Annotated in this window: 17 protein-coding genes; 10 read left to right on the forward strand and 7 right to left on the reverse strand. The window is 66.6% G+C overall.

Translation table 11 applies throughout. The features are described 5' to 3' along the window. Positions 1-125: 125 nt before the first annotated feature. The 7 genes from ABW137_RS13185 to ABW137_RS13215 are packed head-to-tail and all read left to right on the forward strand — an operon-like array spanning position 126 to position 7,816. Entirely contained in the window at positions 126-1,160 is a 1,035-nt protein-coding gene (locus ABW137_RS13185; RefSeq protein ID WP_526400560.1) for an MCE family protein, read from the forward strand. After that, complete coding sequence (locus ABW137_RS13190; RefSeq protein WP_526400562.1) at positions 1,153-2,211, forward strand: MCE family protein; 1,059 nt, start codon at positions 1,153-1,155, stop codon at positions 2,209-2,211. Before ABW137_RS13185 ends, ABW137_RS13190 begins: the two co-directional genes overlap by 8 nt. After that, entirely contained in the window at positions 2,208-3,641 is a 1,434-nt protein-coding gene (locus ABW137_RS13195) for an MCE family protein (RefSeq protein WP_526400564.1), read from the forward strand. Before ABW137_RS13190 ends, ABW137_RS13195 begins: the two co-directional genes overlap by 4 nt. 2 nt (positions 3,642-3,643) lie before the next feature. After that, positions 3,644-4,849 carry an MCE family protein gene (locus ABW137_RS13200; protein ID WP_526400566.1) on the forward strand — a complete coding sequence of 402 codons (1,206 nt, stop codon included), beginning with the start codon at positions 3,644-3,646 and terminating at the stop codon, positions 4,847-4,849. Beyond that, a complete protein-coding gene (locus tag ABW137_RS13205) occupies positions 4,849-6,594 on the forward strand; it encodes a virulence factor Mce family protein (protein ID WP_526400568.1) in 1,746 nt (581 codons plus the stop codon). Before ABW137_RS13200 ends, ABW137_RS13205 begins: the two co-directional genes overlap by 1 nt. Continuing rightward, entirely contained in the window at positions 6,594-7,319 is a 726-nt protein-coding gene (locus ABW137_RS13210; RefSeq protein ID WP_526400570.1) for an Rv1363c family protein, read from the forward strand. Before ABW137_RS13205 ends, ABW137_RS13210 begins: the two co-directional genes overlap by 1 nt. Next, the gene (locus ABW137_RS13215) at positions 7,319-7,816 is read left to right on the forward strand and encodes a mammalian cell entry protein (protein WP_526400572.1); all 498 of its coding nucleotides are present in this window, start codon (positions 7,319-7,321) and stop codon (positions 7,814-7,816) included. The genes ABW137_RS13210 and ABW137_RS13215 overlap by 1 nt, the downstream gene beginning before the upstream one ends. On the opposite strand, the gene ABW137_RS13220 is transcribed toward ABW137_RS13215, so the two are convergent. The 4 genes from ABW137_RS13220 to ABW137_RS13235 all read right to left on the reverse strand — a co-directional run bounded on the left by ABW137_RS13220 (position 7,803) and on the right by ABW137_RS13235 (position 10,434). After that, entirely contained in the window at positions 7,803-9,284 is a 1,482-nt protein-coding gene (locus ABW137_RS13220) for an alpha,alpha-trehalose-phosphate synthase (UDP-forming) (protein WP_526400587.1), read from the reverse strand. The genes ABW137_RS13215 and ABW137_RS13220 overlap by 14 nt on opposite strands. A gap of 72 nt (positions 9,285-9,356) precedes the next feature. Beyond that, positions 9,357-9,521, reverse strand: a complete 165-nt coding sequence (locus tag ABW137_RS13225; protein WP_170312574.1) for a hypothetical protein — start codon at positions 9,519-9,521, stop codon at positions 9,357-9,359. 47 nt (positions 9,522-9,568) lie between these two features. Then, positions 9,569-9,931 (reverse strand): intersectin-EH binding protein Ibp1, encoded by a 363-nt coding sequence (locus tag ABW137_RS13230; RefSeq protein WP_526400589.1) that lies wholly within the window; start codon positions 9,929-9,931, stop codon positions 9,569-9,571. Between the two features lie 137 nt (positions 9,932-10,068). After that, positions 10,069-10,434 (reverse strand): intersectin-EH binding protein Ibp1, encoded by a 366-nt coding sequence (locus ABW137_RS13235; protein WP_526400574.1) that lies wholly within the window; start codon positions 10,432-10,434, stop codon positions 10,069-10,071. Between the two features lie 292 nt (positions 10,435-10,726). Between ABW137_RS13235 and ABW137_RS13240 the strand changes: the two genes are divergently transcribed. Then, positions 10,727-11,566 (forward strand): SDR family oxidoreductase, encoded by an 840-nt coding sequence (locus tag ABW137_RS13240; protein ID WP_526400576.1) that lies wholly within the window; start codon positions 10,727-10,729, stop codon positions 11,564-11,566. Here ABW137_RS13240 and ABW137_RS13245 read toward each other — a convergent pair. Continuing rightward, positions 11,559-12,449: an NAD(P)-dependent oxidoreductase gene (locus ABW137_RS13245; protein ID WP_526400577.1), complete on the reverse strand. Its 891-nt coding sequence runs from the start codon at positions 12,447-12,449 to the stop codon at positions 11,559-11,561. The two genes, ABW137_RS13240 and ABW137_RS13245, sit on opposite strands and share 8 nt — an antisense overlap. Before the next feature lie 115 nt (positions 12,450-12,564). Beyond that, on the reverse strand, positions 12,565-13,710 hold the full coding sequence (locus tag ABW137_RS13250; RefSeq protein ID WP_526400579.1) for an XdhC family protein: 1,146 nt from the start codon (positions 13,708-13,710) through the stop codon (positions 12,565-12,567). A 299-nt stretch (positions 13,711-14,009) separates the two neighbouring features. Here ABW137_RS13250 and ABW137_RS13255 point away from each other — a divergent pair, with 299 nt between their 5' ends. Beyond that, positions 14,010-14,153, forward strand: coding sequence for a hypothetical protein (locus tag ABW137_RS13255; RefSeq protein WP_526400581.1), 144 nt, complete (start codon positions 14,010-14,012; stop codon positions 14,151-14,153). A 24-nt stretch (positions 14,154-14,177) separates the two neighbouring features. Here the strand turns inward: ABW137_RS13255 and ABW137_RS13260 are convergent, their stop codons facing one another. After that, positions 14,178-15,062, reverse strand: a complete 885-nt coding sequence (locus tag ABW137_RS13260; protein ID WP_526400583.1) for a helix-turn-helix domain-containing protein — start codon at positions 15,060-15,062, stop codon at positions 14,178-14,180. A 143-nt stretch (positions 15,063-15,205) separates the two neighbouring features. Between ABW137_RS13260 and ABW137_RS13265 the strand changes: the two genes are divergently transcribed. Continuing rightward, positions 15,206-16,083: aldo/keto reductase (locus ABW137_RS13265; RefSeq protein WP_526400585.1), on the forward strand; the 878-nt coding region annotated here is incomplete at its 3' end.

The raw sequence follows: 16,083 nt of genomic DNA on the forward strand, positions 1-16,083 counted from the left end.
AGCGCTTGCGCGAAGAAGAGAGTGCACTGATGAGCGCTTGCGCGAAGAAGAGAGTGCACTGATGAGCGCTTGCGCGAAGAAGAGAGTGCACTGATGAGCGCTTGCGCGAAGAAGAGAGTGGCCTGATGAGGCCTGATCGGACGCTGCTCAAGGTCAGCATCTTCGCCGTGGTCATGCTGTTGGTGGCGGCGGGACTCGTGGTGGTCTTCGGCCAGTTCCGGTTCGCCTCGGGTAACACCTTTCACGCCACGTTCGCCGAAGCGTCTCGACTCAAGGCGGGCCAGGACGTCCGGATCGCGGGCGTGCCGGTGGGCGCGGTCAAGAGCGTCGCGCTCAACGACGACAACACCGTCGACGTGGAGTTCGACGTCGCCGACCGCTACCAGCTCTACACGTCGACGCGTGCCGTCGTCCGCTATCAGAATCTGGTCGGGGATCGCTACCTCGAAATCACCTCGGGCCCAGGTGAATTGCATCCACTCCCGGTCGGCGCCACCATCTCGAAGGACAACACCCAGCCCGCCCTCGACCTCGACGCCCTACTCGGTGGACTGCGTCCGGTGCTCAAGGGTTTGGACGGCAACAAGGTCAACGAGGTCAGCAACGCCGTCATCGAGCTGTTGCAAGGCCAGGGCGGATCGCTGTCCGCCCTGCTCGCCAGCACCTCGTCCTTCACCCAGGATTTGTCGGCGCGCGATCAGCTCATCGGCGACGTGATCAACAACCTCAACACGGTGCTGGGCACCGTCGACGAGAAGGGCGCACAGTTCGACGCCAGCGTCGACCAACTCCAACAGCTCATCACCGGTCTGGCCCAGGGCCGCGACCCGATCGCTGGCGCCATCCCGCCGTTGGCGTCGGCCACCAGCGATCTGACCGATCTCTTGGTGAACAGCCGTCGCCCCGTGCAGGGCGTCATCGAAAACCTGCGTCCGTTCGCCCAGCGGATGGACGACCGCAAGGCCGACATCAACAAGGTCATCGAGCCGCTGGCCGAGAACTACTTGCGGCTGAACGCCCTTGGCGCCTACGGGTCGTTCTTCAACATCTACTACTGCTCGATTCGGTTGAAGGTCAATGGCCCCGCGGGCAGTGACATCCTGATTCCGTTCGGCGGTCCACCCGATCCGTCGAAGGGGAGGTGTTCGGAGAATGGCTAGGGCAGGCGAAAGCGACCCCGTCCGCACCGGAATATTCGGCATCGTCCTTGTCACGTGCCTGGTCATGGTGTCCTTTGGTTACACCACTCTGCCGTTCTGGCCGCAGGGCAAGAACTATCAGGCGTTCTTCACCGACGCTGCCGGTATCACGCCAGGAAACGACGTCAGCGTCTCGGGCATCAAGGTCGGCAAGGTCTCCACCGTGGAGCTCGCGGGCGATGCGGCCAAGGTGACGTTCACCGTCGACCGCAACATCCGCGTCGGGGACCAGTCGTTGGTGGCGATCAAGACCGACACCGTGCTGGGGCAGAAGTCGCTCGCAATCACCCCGCAGGGCGCCGGAAGTTCGACGATGATTCCGTTGGGCCGCACCACGACTCCGTACACCCTCAACACGGCGTTGCAGGATCTCGGAGGCAACGCCGCCGCGCTCGACAAGCCGAAGTTCGAGCAGGCCCTGCAGGCCCTGACCGATACGTTGCGGGACGCCACCCCGCAATTGCGCGGCGCGCTCGACGGCGTCGCGAATCTCTCGCGCAGCCTCAATACGCGAGACGAGGCGCTCGAACAACTGCTCGCCCGAGCCAAGAGCGTGTCGGATACGCTCGCCGCGCGCGCAGGCCAGGTCAACCAGCTCATCACCGACGGCAATCAACTCTTCGCCGCACTCGACGAGCGACGCCAGGCGCTGAGCAACCTGATCGCGGGCATCGATGACGTGTCCCGTCAGCTCTCGGGGTTCGTTGCCGACAACCAGCGCGAGTTCGCACCGCTGTTGGAGAAGTTGAATGCGGTGACGGACAACCTGCTTGAGCGGCGCGAGCACATCAGCGAGGCGCTGCGCCGACTCCCGCCGTACGCGACGGCGCTCGGCGAGGTCGTCGGCTCCGGCCCCGGCTTCCAGATCAACCTGTACGGTCTGCCGCCTGCTACCATCTCGGAAGTGTTGCTGGACACGTACTTTCAGCCCGGAAAGCTGCCGGACAGCCTCGCGGACATGCTCCGCGGATATATCTCCGAGCGCCTGATCATTAGGCCGAAGTCGCCATGACCCATCAGACTTCGACGGGTTCACGGAATCGGTGGTTGCGCATCGGTGTGGTCGCCATGCTGCTGGCGACTCTGGTCGGTGGCGTCTACCTGGTGTGGCCGGCTCGTCAGGGCTACGAGGTGGTCGCGCTATTCCCAACGACCGTCGGTCTCTATCCGGGCGACGACGTCCGCGTGGTCGGGGTTCCCGTCGGAACGATCGAGTCGATCGAGCCGAGGGCCAATGACGTCAAGGTCACCATGAAGGTGCGGGACGACGTCAAGCTGCCCGCCGATGCCAGCGCGCTGATCATCGCGCCGAACCTGGTGTCGGCCAGGTTCGTTCAGTTCACGCCCGCCTACACCAGCGGCCCGGCGATGGCCGCCGGAACCGAGATCAGCGGTCCCGACCGGATCGCCGTTCCGGTGGAGTGGGACGACGTCAAGAAGCAGCTGACCCAGCTCAGCGAGTCACTCGGTCCTCAGCAGGGCGACATGCAGGGCCCACTTGCGGGATTCATCGATCAGGCGGCGGAGACGTTCGACGGCAACGGTGATTCGTTCCGCAACGCGCTGCGTGAGCTGTCCCAGACGGCGGGGCGCCTCGGCGACTCGCGCACCGACCTGTTCGGCACGGTGCGCAATCTGCAGGTGCTGGTGAATGCGTTGGCCAACAGCAACGAACAGATCGTGCAGTTCTCCAATCACGTCGCATCGGTGTCGCAGGTGCTGGCCGACAGCTCGAAGGACCTTGACCAGACGCTCGGCACCCTGAATCAGGCGTTGAGCGACGTCAAGGGCTTCCTCAATCAGAACAACAGCGCCCTGATAGCTCAGATCGGCAAACTGACCGACTTCACCAACATCCTCACCGAGCACAGTGACGACATCGAGCAGGTCCTCCACATCACACCGAACGGCCTGGCCAACTTCTACAACATCTACAACCCGGCGCAGGGCACGGTCGGTGGTCTGCTGTCCCTTCCGAACTTCGCCAATCCGGTCCAATTCATCTGCGGTGGAACGTTCGACGTCGGTGCGTCCCCCGACAACTACAAGCGCGCGGAGATCTGCCGCCAACGGATGGGCCCGGTGTTCAAACGGCTTGCGGTGAACTACCCACCGATCCTCTTCCATCCGATCAACAGCATCACCGCCTACAAGGGTCAGATCATCTACGACACCCCGGCCACCGAGGCGAAGGCGCAGACCCCGGTGCCCTATCTGCAGTGGAACCCGGCACCCGGCGTGACACCGCCGACGATCGGACCCGACGGCAGGCTCAGCGATCTCCTCCTGCCTCCGCCCGCGTACCCAGGTCAGGTCTCGCCCGCGGGCGCCCCTCAGATGGGGTACGGAACTCCCGCCGACGGCAGCGGTCCGCTGCCTGGGCCTGCCCCCGCTGGGCAGGCAGCCGTCGACCCCCTGCCAGCCGAGTCGGGGGGTGGCTAGCAGTGCGGACGACGAAGACGTTGCGGCGCACGCTCGGACGCGCCAGCTCTCGGACGATTGCCATCGGATCGGGTGCAGTCCTTCTGGCGGGGTGCTCGTTCGGTGGGCTGAACTCGCTGGACATGCCCGGCACCGCGGGCCACGGAAAGGGCTCGTTCACGATCACGCTGGCACTGCCCGACGTGGCAACGCTGCCGCAGAACTCACCGGTGATGGTCGACGACGTGACCGTCGGCAGCGTGTCCGGCATCGACGCCGTGCAGCGTCCCGACGGAACCTTCTATGCGGCGGTGGAGGTGTCGCTGGACGGCGACGTCGACCTTCCTGAGAACTCCAGGGCGATGGTCGCGCAGACGTCGCTGCTCGGTTCACAGCACATCGACCTGATCCCGCCACCGGCCGATCCGGTCGGCGCGCTGAAGAACGGCTCGCACATCCCGCTCCCGACGGACGGCTCCGGCCGCTACCCGACCACCGAGGAAGTGCTGTCGTCACTTGGCCTCGTCGTCAACAAGGGCAATCTCGGTGCGCTGCAGGACATCACGGACGAGGCCTACGCGGCCGTGGCAGGTCGGCAGGGTAGCTTCGCAGATCTGATTCCCCGGCTGGCCGAACTCACCACGTCGCTTCAGCAGCAGACGGCGGACATCATCGCGGCCTTGGACGGGTTGAACCGGTTCGCAGGCATCCTGGCCCGCGGCAAGGACAGCCTGGGGCGTGCGCTCGATTCCCTGCCTGCCGCGCTCGAGGTGCTCAACGCCAATCGGAAGAACATCGTCGACGCCTTCACCGCGCTGCAGACGTTCGGCGGCGTCGCCTCGAAGGTGCTCTCCGGCATCAAGACCGACTTCGTCGCCGACTTCAAGGATCTCTATCCAGTCATCAAGGCGTTCAACGACAATGCCGACGACTTCATCTCCGATCTGGAGCTCCTCCCGACGTTCCCGTTCCAGTACAAGTACCTGCGGAACGCGGTTCGGGGCGACTATCTCAACGTGTTCGTCACCTTCGACCTGACGGTGCGCCGCACCGGAGAGTCGGTGTTCACGACGTCCAAGGGCCTCGATCCCAACATGAAGCACCTCGACGAGGTGATCAACCCGCCCGACTTCCTGACCGGAGCGATGGCCAACCTGTCCGGCCAGGCCGCCGATCCGTTCAAGATCCCGCCGGGCACCGCGACGCAGCATGACGGGGGGACGCCGTAATGCTGGATCGTCTGACCCGCCTGCAACTCTCGATCTTCTCGATCGTCACGATTCTCTGCGTGGGCGCCATCTCGGCGTTCTACCTCCACGTCCCCGCCGCGGTCGGCATCGGCGCCTACCACGTCACCGCAGAGTTCAAGGCAGGCGGCGGGCTGTACCAGAACGCGAACGTCACCTATCGCGGCGTCACGATCGGACGGGTCGAAGAGGTCGGCCTCTACGACGATGGAGTCCGAGCCAGCATGCGGCTCAACTCCGATACCGACGTTCCCGACAACGTCACTGCGACGGTGAAGAGCGTCTCGGCCGTCGGCGAGCAATACATCGACCTGGTGCCGCCTGCGACCCCGTCGAACGCCGTACTGCACGACGGATCGAACATCGGCCTCGACCGCACCGCCGTCGGCCAGGACATCGCCGAACTGCTGAACCAGGCCAACGTCTTGGTCAGCACCGTCGGGGACAGCCGGCTGCAGGACCTGCTGCGCGAAGCGTTCAAGGCCTTCAACGGATCCGGTCCCGAACTGGCGCGGATGATTCAGTCCTCGCGGCTGCTGATCGACGAGGCCAACAACAACTACGGTCAGATCTCCCAGCTGATCGACCAGGCAGGCCCCTTCCTCGACGCGCAAATCCAGAGCGGTGACGACATCCGCTCGCTCGCCGACGGGCTCGCCAGGTTCACCACCGAGGCCGCCAACGCCGACCCGCAGCTGCGGACGACTCTGCAGACGGTGCCGGGCGCCACCCAAGCCGCCAACGAGACGTTCGACGGCATCCGGCCCAGCTTCCCAATGCTGGCGGCGAACCTGGCCAACCTCGGCCGAATCGGCGTCATCTACAACAAGTCGATCGAACAGGCGCTGGTCATCTTCCCCGCCCTGATGGCGGCGCTGATCACCGTCGGTGGCGGCCTGCCCGCCGACGAGGGCGGAAAGCTCGACTTCAAGGTCGACCTCGGTGATCCACCGCCGTGCTCGACGGGCTTCATCCCGCCACCGCTGATCCGCTCGCCAGCCGACACGACGCTGCGCGACCTGCCGACGGACCTGTACTGCAAGACGGCACAGAACGATCCCGCGGTGGTCCGCGGCGCGCGCAACTATCCGTGCCAGGAGTTCCCCGGAAAGCGTGCTCCCACGGTCCAGTTGTGCCGGGATCCCAAGGGCTACATCCCGATCGGCAGCAATCCGTGGCGCGGCCCACCAATCCCCTACGGCAGCGCACCCATCACCGATCCGCGAAACATCACCCCTGCCAACAAGTTTCCGAACATCCCGCCGTCAGCGGACTACGATCCCGGCCCGCCGTCGGTGCAACTGCCCCCCGGTGTGGTGCCCGGCCCCGGGCCCGCCCCGAACGCGCCCTTCCCGCTGCCCGTGCCGCCGAGTGACATGGGACCGCCCCCGCCGCCCCTGCCGTTCTACGCTCCGCCGGATCAGATCGTGCCGCCGTACGGACGGCCCGCACCGGAGGCGCCCGCACCACCCGCCCCTGGTCCACTGCCCGCCGAAGCGCCGGTGCCGCCACCTGCTGCGGACGTGCCGCCCGCCGATGCGCCGCCGCTGCCAGCGGAGGGTGCACTGCCACCACAGGCCAGTGGCGCCGCCGCAGCGACGTACGATTCCAGGACTGGCGTTTTCGTCGATCCCTCGGGAAACACCGGCGTGTACGCCGGCGGCATGAACGAGGTTCCGAACCCGGAGACGTGGCTGGACCTGATGATGGACCCTAGGCAGGCTTGATGACCGAAGAGACGGCTCCGAGCGAATCGACCAACGAGACGCCTGAGTCGGCGACTCGGCCTGCGACGCGCAGGCGTGCGTCCAGGGCGGCCGGTCCCGCGGCAGGCAAGTCGGCCACGGCGAGACCCTCGGCGGTGGCGCTGGAGAAGCCTTCGACGGCGAAGACAAGGGGTGCGAGGTCGGTCGCCCCACCGCCTCGACGGCAACCACACCGGGCGCTCGTCGCGGGCATCGCGCTCGGAGTCACGGGAGTCATGGTCGCGGCGCTCACGGCAGTCGTCTGGGTGTTGCTGGTGCAGCGCAATGCCTACGACGCCGAACAGGCCAGGGAAGAACGGTTCGTGGACACCGCCGAGCAAACCGTGGTGAACATGTTCAGCTACAACCAGAACGACATCGACGAGAGCGTCAACCGGTTCGTCGACGGCATCAGCGGCCCGCTTCGCGACATGATGAGCCAGGGCGACAACGTCGAGAACCTCAAGGCGATCTTCCGCGACACGAACGCGACGTCTGAGGTGGTCGTCAACGGAGCCGCGCTGGAGGGGGTCGTCGACGACGTCGCGCGCAACGCCGCGGTGTTGGTGTCGGTGCGGGTCACGGTCACCGACCTCGACGGCGTCAACGCCCCATCGAAGCCGTACCGGCTGCGGGTGATCGTGCACGAGGACGACAACGGGCACATGACGGGTTACGACTTGAAGTACCCCGACGGAGGCAACTGATGAGTCGGCTGACCGCGAGGCTGCTGCTCCTCGTCGGAGTCCTGTTCGCCGTCGCGGTGATCGCGCTCGGCGGCGCCGGCGGCGCCCTGTACTGGAACCGCGTCGAGTCCACTGGCGCGGAACGGGCCCGCGAGGAGCTGCCCAGGCTCGCGACCGAACAGATTCCCGTCATCCTCGGCTTCGACTTTCAGACCATCGAGGGTAGTCGCGAGGCGGCCTACCGATTGCTCACGCCGGACTTCAAGCGCGAGTACGAGGACGACACCGTGAAGAACGTCATCCCGCAGGCCCGTGATCGGCAGATCATCAGCCAGGTCAACGTGGTCGGTGCCGGAATGCTTGACGCACACCGTGAATCAGGTTCGGTGATGGTCTACATGAACCGCGTCATCACCGACAAGTCCAAGCAACCGCCGCTGTACGACGGAAGCCGGCTCAAGGTCGACTACGAGAAGATCCAGGGGGAGTGGCGAATCAAGGACATCACTCCGATCTAGCCGCTCCCGTGTCCTTCTCGCGTGTCGTGGTCGCGGCCAGGGCGTCCAGGAACGCGCGGGCCCAGCCATCCACGTCATGGGTGAGGACCTGCCTGCGCATGGCGCGCATGCGACGCCGACCCTCCTCAGGGTCCTGCTCGAGGGCCGCCGCAATCGCGTCCTTGACACCATCGAGGTGGTGCGGATTGGCGAGGTAGGCCTGGCGGAGTTCGGCTGCCGCCCCAGTGAATTCGCTGAGCACCAAGGCGCCGCCAAGATCACTGCGGCAGGCCACGTACTCCTTGGCGACCAGGTTCATGCCGTCCCGCAGCGGCGTCACCAACATGACGTCGGCGGCGACGTAGAAGGCGATCAGGTCATCCCGCGGGATGGCCTGGTGCAGGTAATGCACGACCGGGTGACCGACCTTGCCGTACTCGCCGTTGACATGCCCCACCTGGCGCTCGATGTCCTCGCGCATCACCTTGTAGCTCTGGACGCGCTCCCGGCTCGGCGTGGCCAGCTGCACCATCACCGTGTCGGCGGGATCGATGCGTTCGTCGTCCAGCAGCTCGGAGAAGGCGCGCAGCCGGACGTCGATGCCCTTGGTGTAGTCGAGGCGGTCGACACCGAGCAGCACCTTGCGCGGGTTGCCCAGCTCGGCGCGAATCTCCTTGGCCCGCTGCTTGATCGACCGGCCGCGGGCCTTGGTGTCGAGATCCTCGGAGTCGATGGAGATGGGAAATGCGCCCACCGTGACGGTGCGGAAGCCGACGTGGATCTCGCCGAATCGGGATCGCACGCCGACGCTGGCCCGCGAGGTGTTTGCGCCGAGGAGTCGCCGCGCCAGGATCATGAAGTTCTGCGCGCCGCCAGGGAGGTGGAAGCCCACCAGGTCGGCGCCGAGCAGACCTTCGATGATCTCGGTGCGCCACGGCATCTGCATGAACAGTTCGACGGGTGGGAACGGAATGTGCAGGAAGAACCCGATGGTGACGTCCGGACGCAGCATCCTGAGCATCTTGGGCACCAGTTGCAACTGGTAGTCCTGAACCCACACCGTGGCGCCGTGGGCGGCGGTCTTGGCCGTCGCCTCGGCGAACCTGCGGTTCACGTCGACGTAGCTGTCCCACCACTCCCGGTGGTAGATGGGTTTGACGATGATGTCGTGGTACAGCGGCCATAGGGTGGCGTTGGAGAAGCCCTCGTAGTAGTCGGCGACGTCGTCTTCGGACAACCGCACGGGCTGCATCTCGAGGTCGTCGTCGAAGATCGGATCTTCGTCGCCATCGGTGATGCCGGGCCAGCCGATCCATGCCCCTTGCCGACGCCGCAACAGCGGCTCCAGCGCCGTGACCAACCCGCCCGGACTCCGCTTGTACGTCGTGGAGCCATCTGCCAGCCGCACCATGTCGATGGGCAACCGGTTGGCTACGACCACGAAGTCGGACCCGCCCTCCCTGACAGGGTCGGACGCGTCCTCCGTCACAGGGTCGGACGCGTCCTCCGTCACAGGGTCGGAGTCTCCGGAGTCGGCCGCTTCGCCTCCTCCTGAATTCACCTACGCCTCGAGCTTCGCCGGTCCGATTCCCAACATGGACAGGAAGACGCGGCATTCGTCGGCATCGGTCGCATATGCGGCGACGACGCGTCGAGCCTGGCGGGCGGTGCTGTCGGCCAAGGGCTCGACGTCACCGATTTCGGCGGGATCTGGTTTTGCAGCCATGGCCCAACTCTAGGCGACTCAGCGAGCCGCCTAGAGCGGGATGGACGCTACTGGCCGCCGACGCTGGTCGGTGGCTGCACGAACTGAGGCGCATTCTCCTGCAGACCGATGCACTTGCCGGTGTCCCCACCGGTGCAGGGAATGCCATTGACCTCGGGAATGCTCGGGTTGCCGGGGATCGCCTCGATCGGCGACGCCGGCGAACCGCCGGTCGGTGAGTTCGGCACGGTGTGCGGCAGGCAGGAGCCGGTGTACAGGTCCTCCTCTTCGCCTGCGGGGCACGATGCCGCAGGGGCAGCGTTCGCGGCGACGGGGACGGTGAACGCCGCCACGGCCGGGGCAGCGGCGACGGCGAGCGCGAATCCGCCGGCAAGGATGATTCGTCGCGCTGAGAACTCAAGGGTCGGCATTGTCACGCTTTCTGTGGTCACCGAGGTTTAACCAGGGTTATTGACGGCTCGTCGCGAGAATTGTAGGGAGTCTTCACCGAATCTGCACAGGTTCGGTCGGTTATCGATTCCCGCGATGATCTTGACCGCGGTGGTCGTCAGTTGGTGGAACCCGTGATCGTGGGATCCGACTCGACGGACGACGTCGGCGGTACGTACTGAGGAGCGTCCTCGGCCAGACCGATGCACTGACCCGAGTTGGCGCCGGTGCAGGGAATGCCGTCGATCGCGGGAATGTCCGGGTTGCCCGGAATGCTGGAGAACGGCGATGGCGAGTTGGGCACCGTGTGCGGAATGCAGTTTCCGGTGTAGGTGTCCTCTTCCTCACCGGAGACGCAGGCCGCGTTGTTCGAGCCGGGGAGGGCGGGGCTGGCCAGGGCGACGACGGCCGGTGCGGCGGCGACAGCGAGCGCGAATCCGCCGGCAAGAATGATTCGTCGTACAGGATTGTCAAACGTAAACATGCTCACGCTTTCTGTCGGTGGTGACTGTTCGTCGCGTGAATTCTATGGAAGCCGCCAGCAATCTGCGCGGATACCGTCAGTTCCGCCGCCGTGTCGTAACGACGGCGCGCGGCACGTTGGTCGCGGGGACGTCCTGTCGTTGCCCCTGACGTGCTCTTTCTCCGTTCTAGCAGGTATGGCTGCGACGTTGCTGATCGATGACGGGGAGGAAGCCGTCTGTTCAGCGGACGGACGGCGTGGTGTGATGACGAGAACGTGTTCTAGTTTTTTCGTTCTCGGCTAAGGGGCAGCGGTGCAGCTTTCGTTGGCGGATCGGACCTTCGTCGTCACCGGGGGTGGCACCGGCATCGGCAAGGGCGTGGCGGCAGCGGTCGTCGCGGCGGGTGGCGACGTGGTGCTGGTGGGCCGCAACGCCGATCGGCTGGCAGCCGCCGCGGAGGAGCTCACCGCGGCGGCCGGCGGCGGCGCAGGGTCGGTGATGTACCAACCCGCCGACGTCACCGACGAGGACGAGGTCGCCGCAATGGTCGAGGCCGCCACGGCGTGGCATGGTCGGCTGCACGGCGTCGTGCACTGTGCGGGTGGATCGGAGACCATCGGCCCCATCACCCAGGTGGACTCCGACGCGTGGCGGCGAACCGTCGACCTCAACGTCAACGGCAGCATGTACGTGCTCAAGCACAGCGCGCGGGAGATGGTGCGCGGGGGCGGCGGATCCTTCGTGGGGATCTCCTCCATCGCGGCCAGCAACACCCACCGCTGGTTCGGCGCGTACGGCGTCAGCAAGTCGGCGCTCGACCACCTGATGATGCTGGCGGCCGACGAACTCGGGGCATCGTGGGTGCGCGTCAACTGCATCCGGCCCGGCCTGATCCGCACGGAACTGGTTGCGCCCATTCTGGAGTCGCCTGAGATCAGCGCCGACTACGCCAGTTGCACGCCGTTGCCACGACCGGGCGAGGTGGAGGACATCGCGGGTGCCGCGGTGTTCCTCCTCAGCGATGCGGCGAGCTGGATCACCGGCCAGCTGATCAACGTCGACGGCGGCCACTGCCTGCGCCGCGGACCGGACATGTCGGCGATGCTCGGACCGGTGTTCGGCGAGGACGCCCTGCGGGGCGTGGTCAATTAGCCGGGTGGCTGCCGCCTGCCTCCCACGCGCTGAGCGCGCCAACGGCCGCCCAGTCGAGGTGCTCCCCACCGGTGGCGAGCAGGGTCAGGAAGCGGTCGCGCAGCAGGCTGGCCACCGGCAGCGGCACCCGCAGGTCCTGTCCCGCGGCTAGGACGAGTCCGACGTCCTTGAGCCCGAGGGGTGCGGCGAAACCGGCAGGCTCGAACTGCTCGCGCGCGATCAGTCCACCGTAGGTCTGATAGATCGGCGCGCCGAACAGAGTCGAGGTGAGCAGGTCCAGGTACTGAAGTTTGTCGACACCCGCCTTGCCGACCAATGCCATTGCCTCGCCGAGGGATTCGATGACCGCCGCGATGAGGAAGTTGCCGCTGAGTTTGACCAGGCTCGCCGCCGTCGGGTCTTCCGACACCACGAACGTGCGTTGGCCGATGGCCTCGAAGAGTGCTGAAACCCCCTCTACGGCAGTGGGATCGCCCGCCGCCACGATGAACAGCTTGGCGGCTGCCGCGGCGTCGGGCCTGCCGAACACCGGGGCGGAGACGAACAGCTGGCCCGCGTCCGCGTGCGCGGCCGCCAGCCGGGTGGCCAACTCGACGCTGATCGTCGAGGACGACACGTGCGTGGCACCTTCGGCCAGGTTGGCGAGGATGCCGTCGGCGCCGAACGTCACGGCCTCGACGGCATCGTCGTTCGACAGCATCGACACGACGGCCTCGCCGCCGCATGCCTGTGCGACGGTCTTGGCGGGTTGCGCGCCATCGCCGATGAGCGCGTCGACCTTGTCCTGGGACCGGTTGTAGGCCGTGACGCGGTGGCCCGCCTTCAGCAGGTTCGCCGCCATCCCCGAACCCATGTTTCCCAGCCCGATGAATCCGATGTCCATGCGTCAACTTTCACTCTGTGGTGCGGGTTTGGGGTGATCTGGGCGCCGGCCTCCGCCCGGTGTGAAACGTCTGCGCTTTTCGGGCCGTTTTGTCGCACACGGTTCACTAGCGGGACTAGCGGCTCCGCGCGTCGGCGTCGACGACGTCGTGGTGGATGCGGGTGTCGGTCTCGGTCAGCGGTTTGCCGCCGCCACCCCAGCGGTGGGAGATGATCTCGGCCACGATCGACACCGCTGTCTCCTCCGGGGTTCGCGCACCGAGGTCGAGTCCGATGGGACTGGACAGCCGACGGGTTTCGGCATCGCCGAGCCCGGCCGCCCGGAGGCGGTCCATCCGGTCGACGTGAGTTTGCCGGGACCCCATCGCGCCGACGTACCCCACGCGGGGCAGACGCAACGCCACCGACAGCACGGGCACGTCGAACTTGGGGTCGTGGGTGAGCACGCAAATGACCGTCCTGGCGTCGATCGCCCCGGCCGCCTCCTGGCCTTTCAGGTACCGGTCCGGCCAGTCGACGACCACCTCGTCGGCCGCGGGAAACCGGGCCGGCGTCGCAAAGACGGCGCGGGCGTCGCAGACGGTGATCCGATACCCGAGAAGCGCGGCCTGACGGCTGAGCGCGGCGGCGAAGTCGATCGCCCCGAAGATGATCATCCGAGGGCGGGGTGCGTGGCTGGCGACGAATACCTCCATGCCCTCGCCCTGGCGTTCACCGTCGGGACCGTAGGTGAGCACGGACGTGCGACCGGCGGCCAGCAGACCGCGGGCGTCGTCGGCGACGGCGTCGTCGGCGCGGGCCGAACCCAGGGAGCCATCGGCGGTGGACTCGCCGACGACCAAACGCCTGCCGACCCAGTCGGCGTCCGGGTGGCTGATCACCGTGGCCACCGCGGTGGGCCGCTGCAGTGCGACGTCGTTGGCGACGGTCGCGAGTTGAGGAAAGGTCTTCTGCGACACCGGCTCAGCGAAGATATCGACGATCCCACCGCAGGTAAGGCCGATGGCGAAGGCGTCGTCGTCGGTGAAGCCGTAGCGCTGTAGCTGGGGTCGTCCGGTCAGCACGACCTCTTGGGCCAACTCGTATACCGCGGACTCCACACAGCCACCGGACACCGAGCCCGCGACCGATCCGTCGGGGGAGACGACCATCATGGCGCCTGGCCCGCGTGGTGCCGACCGCATGGTGCGCACGACGGTGGCAACGCCTGCGGTTCCGCCGGCCCGCCAGACCGCGATCAACTCGTCGAGCACCTCGCGCATGGATGCATTCTATGTCCGCGCGCCGAGGTCGGCCCGAGTACACCGCGTATTGCCTGGTACTACCTCCGGTCGTCGGCCATTCGGTCGGAGACGGTCGCTTCTGGTGATGGTGGTGCGACGGCCGGGGCGAGGCCCGCGGCGGGTGACGACGTCCGCGATGAATCCCCTTGTCTGCGTGAGCGTTTCGGCCCGGTGACCGGTGTGTTCCGGCGATGAGACACGAAGGCGTCATCCGCGACGGTGTGGGTATCGGGGGGACAGGTTTGGCGAGCGGCGGTACGGGTGACCCCATAGCCACCATGGAACGCAACGAAACACCCAAGGATGCCCGAGAGGCGACCGACGAGCAGCGGGACGTCGAGGACAAGCTCGAGCATCAGAACGACGATCCCGATGCACCGGGCGGGCACGAGACCCGCAGGCAGATCGCCGACGAGACGTAGCTGCGAGGCTGAGAGCGGAGGCGGTCAGCCCGCCGTCGCGGCGTGCTCGGTGAGCAGGTCTTCTTGGCTGGCGGCCCACGACGCGAGCAGCTTGAGCCCATCAGCGGTCGGAGTGCCCGCAGCTGCGGTGTAGACGTTCAGGTGCAGACCGGGTTCCGACGGCAGCGGCATCGACTCGAAGTCCAAATCGAGCGGACCGACCACCGGGTGGTTCAGGCGCTTGCGTCCGGAGCGGTGGAACCGAACGTCCTGGGATGCCCACCGCTGCCTGAACAGCTCGCTGCGGGTGGACAGCTCGCCGACCAAGGCGATCAGCTTCTCGTCATGCGGATTGTTGCCCGCCTCGAGGTGCAGCATCGCCGCCGCGTCCCGGGCAACCTGGTCGTAGTCGACGAAGAACCGTTCGGCCGCCTCGGGATTCAGATACACGAATCGGGTGGTGTTGGCCGGCCGCCGCGGATCGGCGAGGACCGGGGCGTAGAGCGCCCTGGCGAGTTGATTCATCGCGAGGACGTCGTGGCGCCCGTTGCGAATCCACGCCGGCGCGTCGGTGAACGCGTCGAGGATCTGCTGCAGAGCTGGCCGCAGCGACCCGGGTGTCTTGCGTCGCCGGCGTATGCCGCCCGATCCGGACTCGCGAGCTAGGGCGAAGAGGTGCTCCCTCTCGGCTTCGTCGAGCTGCAAGGCCGAGGCCAGGGAGTCGAGCACGGCCTCCGACGTCCCCGAGAGGCTGCCCCGTTCCATCCGGACGTAGTAGTCCACCGAGACACCCGCCAGCATGGCCACTTCCTCGCGCCGCAAACCCTTGACCCGGCGATTGCCACCGTAGGCGGGTAACCCAGCCTGCTCGGGGCTGATGCGAGCGCGCCGTGAGCTGAGGAACTCACGGATCTCGCCGGGAACGTCCATGTCTCAACGGTAGGCGCGGCCCTCGCAGGGTGGGAGGTACTGCCGTTACCTGCTCCAGCAGGTCCTCCCGGAGCGAAGGTGCGCAGGCATACCGTGAATGAGATGAGGATCCTCGTTCAGATCCCGAAGCCTGAGGAGGCACCATGCACACACGCACGCTCGGCCAGGGGCTTGAGGTCTCGGCGATCGGTCTCGGCGCCATGGGAATGTCGCAGGGCTATGGCCCGAACCCCGGGGATCGCGACGACATGATCGGCGTCCTTCGGCACGCGGTGGAGCAGGTTGGGATCACCTTCCTCGATACCGCCGAGGTCTACGGGCCCTACGTCAACGAGGAACTCGTCGGCGAGGCTCTGTCACCCGTGCGCGATCAGGTGGTAATCGCCACCAAGTTCGGTTGGCACATCGTCGACGGCAAGATGTCGGGCACCGACTCACGGCCCGAGCAGATCAGGCGGGTCGCCGATGCGTCACTCACGCGGTTGCGGACCGACGTCATCGATCTCTTCTATCAGCACCGGGTCGACCCCGAGGTGCCGATCGAAGACGTCGCGGGTACGGTCGCCGAACTCGTGCAGCAGGGCAAGGTCCGTCACTTCGGACTCTCCGAGGCCGGCGCTGACACCATTCGTCGCGCGCACGCCGTGCATCCCGTGACGGCAGTGCAGAGCGAATACTCGCTGTGGACCCGAGATCCCGAGCCTGAGGTGCTGCCGACGTGCGCCGAACTCGGCATCGGATTCGTGCCCTTCAGCCCGCTCGGCAAGGGATTCCTCACCGGCACGGTGGCGGCCTCGACGGAGTTCAGCACTGGCGACGTCCGGACCACGATTCCCAGGTTCAACGCCGAAAACATCGAAGCCAACGGGGAATTGGTGAGGCAGGTGCGCGACCTCGCCGAGGCGAAGGGGTGTACCCCCGGTCAGATCGCGCTCGCCTGGCTGCTGGCCCAGCAGCCGTGGATCGTGCCGATTCCCGGCACCCGCAGGCGGGAGCGAGTCGAGGAGAACGCCGGGTCCAC

Origin of the sequence: Mycobacterium sp., from assembly GCF_040509115.1 — a bacterium.
Taxonomy (GTDB): domain Bacteria; phylum Actinomycetota; class Actinomycetes; order Mycobacteriales; family Mycobacteriaceae; genus Mycobacterium.

What these genes read in the sequence shown, in the direction of transcription:
- ABW137_RS13185 (WP_526400560.1), top strand. Translation starts at nt 126, where the DNA reads ATGAGGCCTGATCGGACGCTGCTCAAGGTCAGCATCTTCGCCGTGGTC.
- ABW137_RS13245 (WP_526400577.1), bottom strand. Translation starts at nt 12,449, where the DNA reads ATGGACATCGGATTCATCGGGCTGGGAAACATGGGTTCGGGGATGGCG.
- ABW137_RS13195 (WP_526400564.1), top strand. Translation starts at nt 2,208, where the DNA reads ATGACCCATCAGACTTCGACGGGTTCACGGAATCGGTGGTTGCGCATC.
- ABW137_RS13225 (WP_170312574.1), bottom strand. Translation starts at nt 9,521, where the DNA reads ATGGCTGCAAAACCAGATCCCGCCGAAATCGGTGACGTCGAGCCCTTG.
- ABW137_RS13250 (WP_526400579.1), bottom strand. Translation starts at nt 13,710, where the DNA reads ATGCGCGAGGTGCTCGACGAGTTGATCGCGGTCTGGCGGGCCGGCGGA.
- ABW137_RS13230 (WP_526400589.1), bottom strand. Translation starts at nt 9,931, where the DNA reads ATGCCGACCCTTGAGTTCTCAGCGCGACGAATCATCCTTGCCGGCGGA.
- ABW137_RS13260 (WP_526400583.1), bottom strand. Translation starts at nt 15,062, where the DNA reads ATGGACGTTCCCGGCGAGATCCGTGAGTTCCTCAGCTCACGGCGCGCT.
- ABW137_RS13210 (WP_526400570.1), top strand. Translation starts at nt 6,594, where the DNA reads ATGACCGAAGAGACGGCTCCGAGCGAATCGACCAACGAGACGCCTGAG.
- ABW137_RS13205 (WP_526400568.1), top strand. Translation starts at nt 4,849, where the DNA reads ATGCTGGATCGTCTGACCCGCCTGCAACTCTCGATCTTCTCGATCGTC.
- ABW137_RS13215 (WP_526400572.1), top strand. Translation starts at nt 7,319, where the DNA reads ATGAGTCGGCTGACCGCGAGGCTGCTGCTCCTCGTCGGAGTCCTGTTC.
- ABW137_RS13190 (WP_526400562.1), top strand. Translation starts at nt 1,153, where the DNA reads ATGGCTAGGGCAGGCGAAAGCGACCCCGTCCGCACCGGAATATTCGGC.
- ABW137_RS13235 (WP_526400574.1), bottom strand. Translation starts at nt 10,434, where the DNA reads ATGTTTACGTTTGACAATCCTGTACGACGAATCATTCTTGCCGGCGGA.
- ABW137_RS13255 (WP_526400581.1), top strand. Translation starts at nt 14,010, where the DNA reads ATGGAACGCAACGAAACACCCAAGGATGCCCGAGAGGCGACCGACGAG.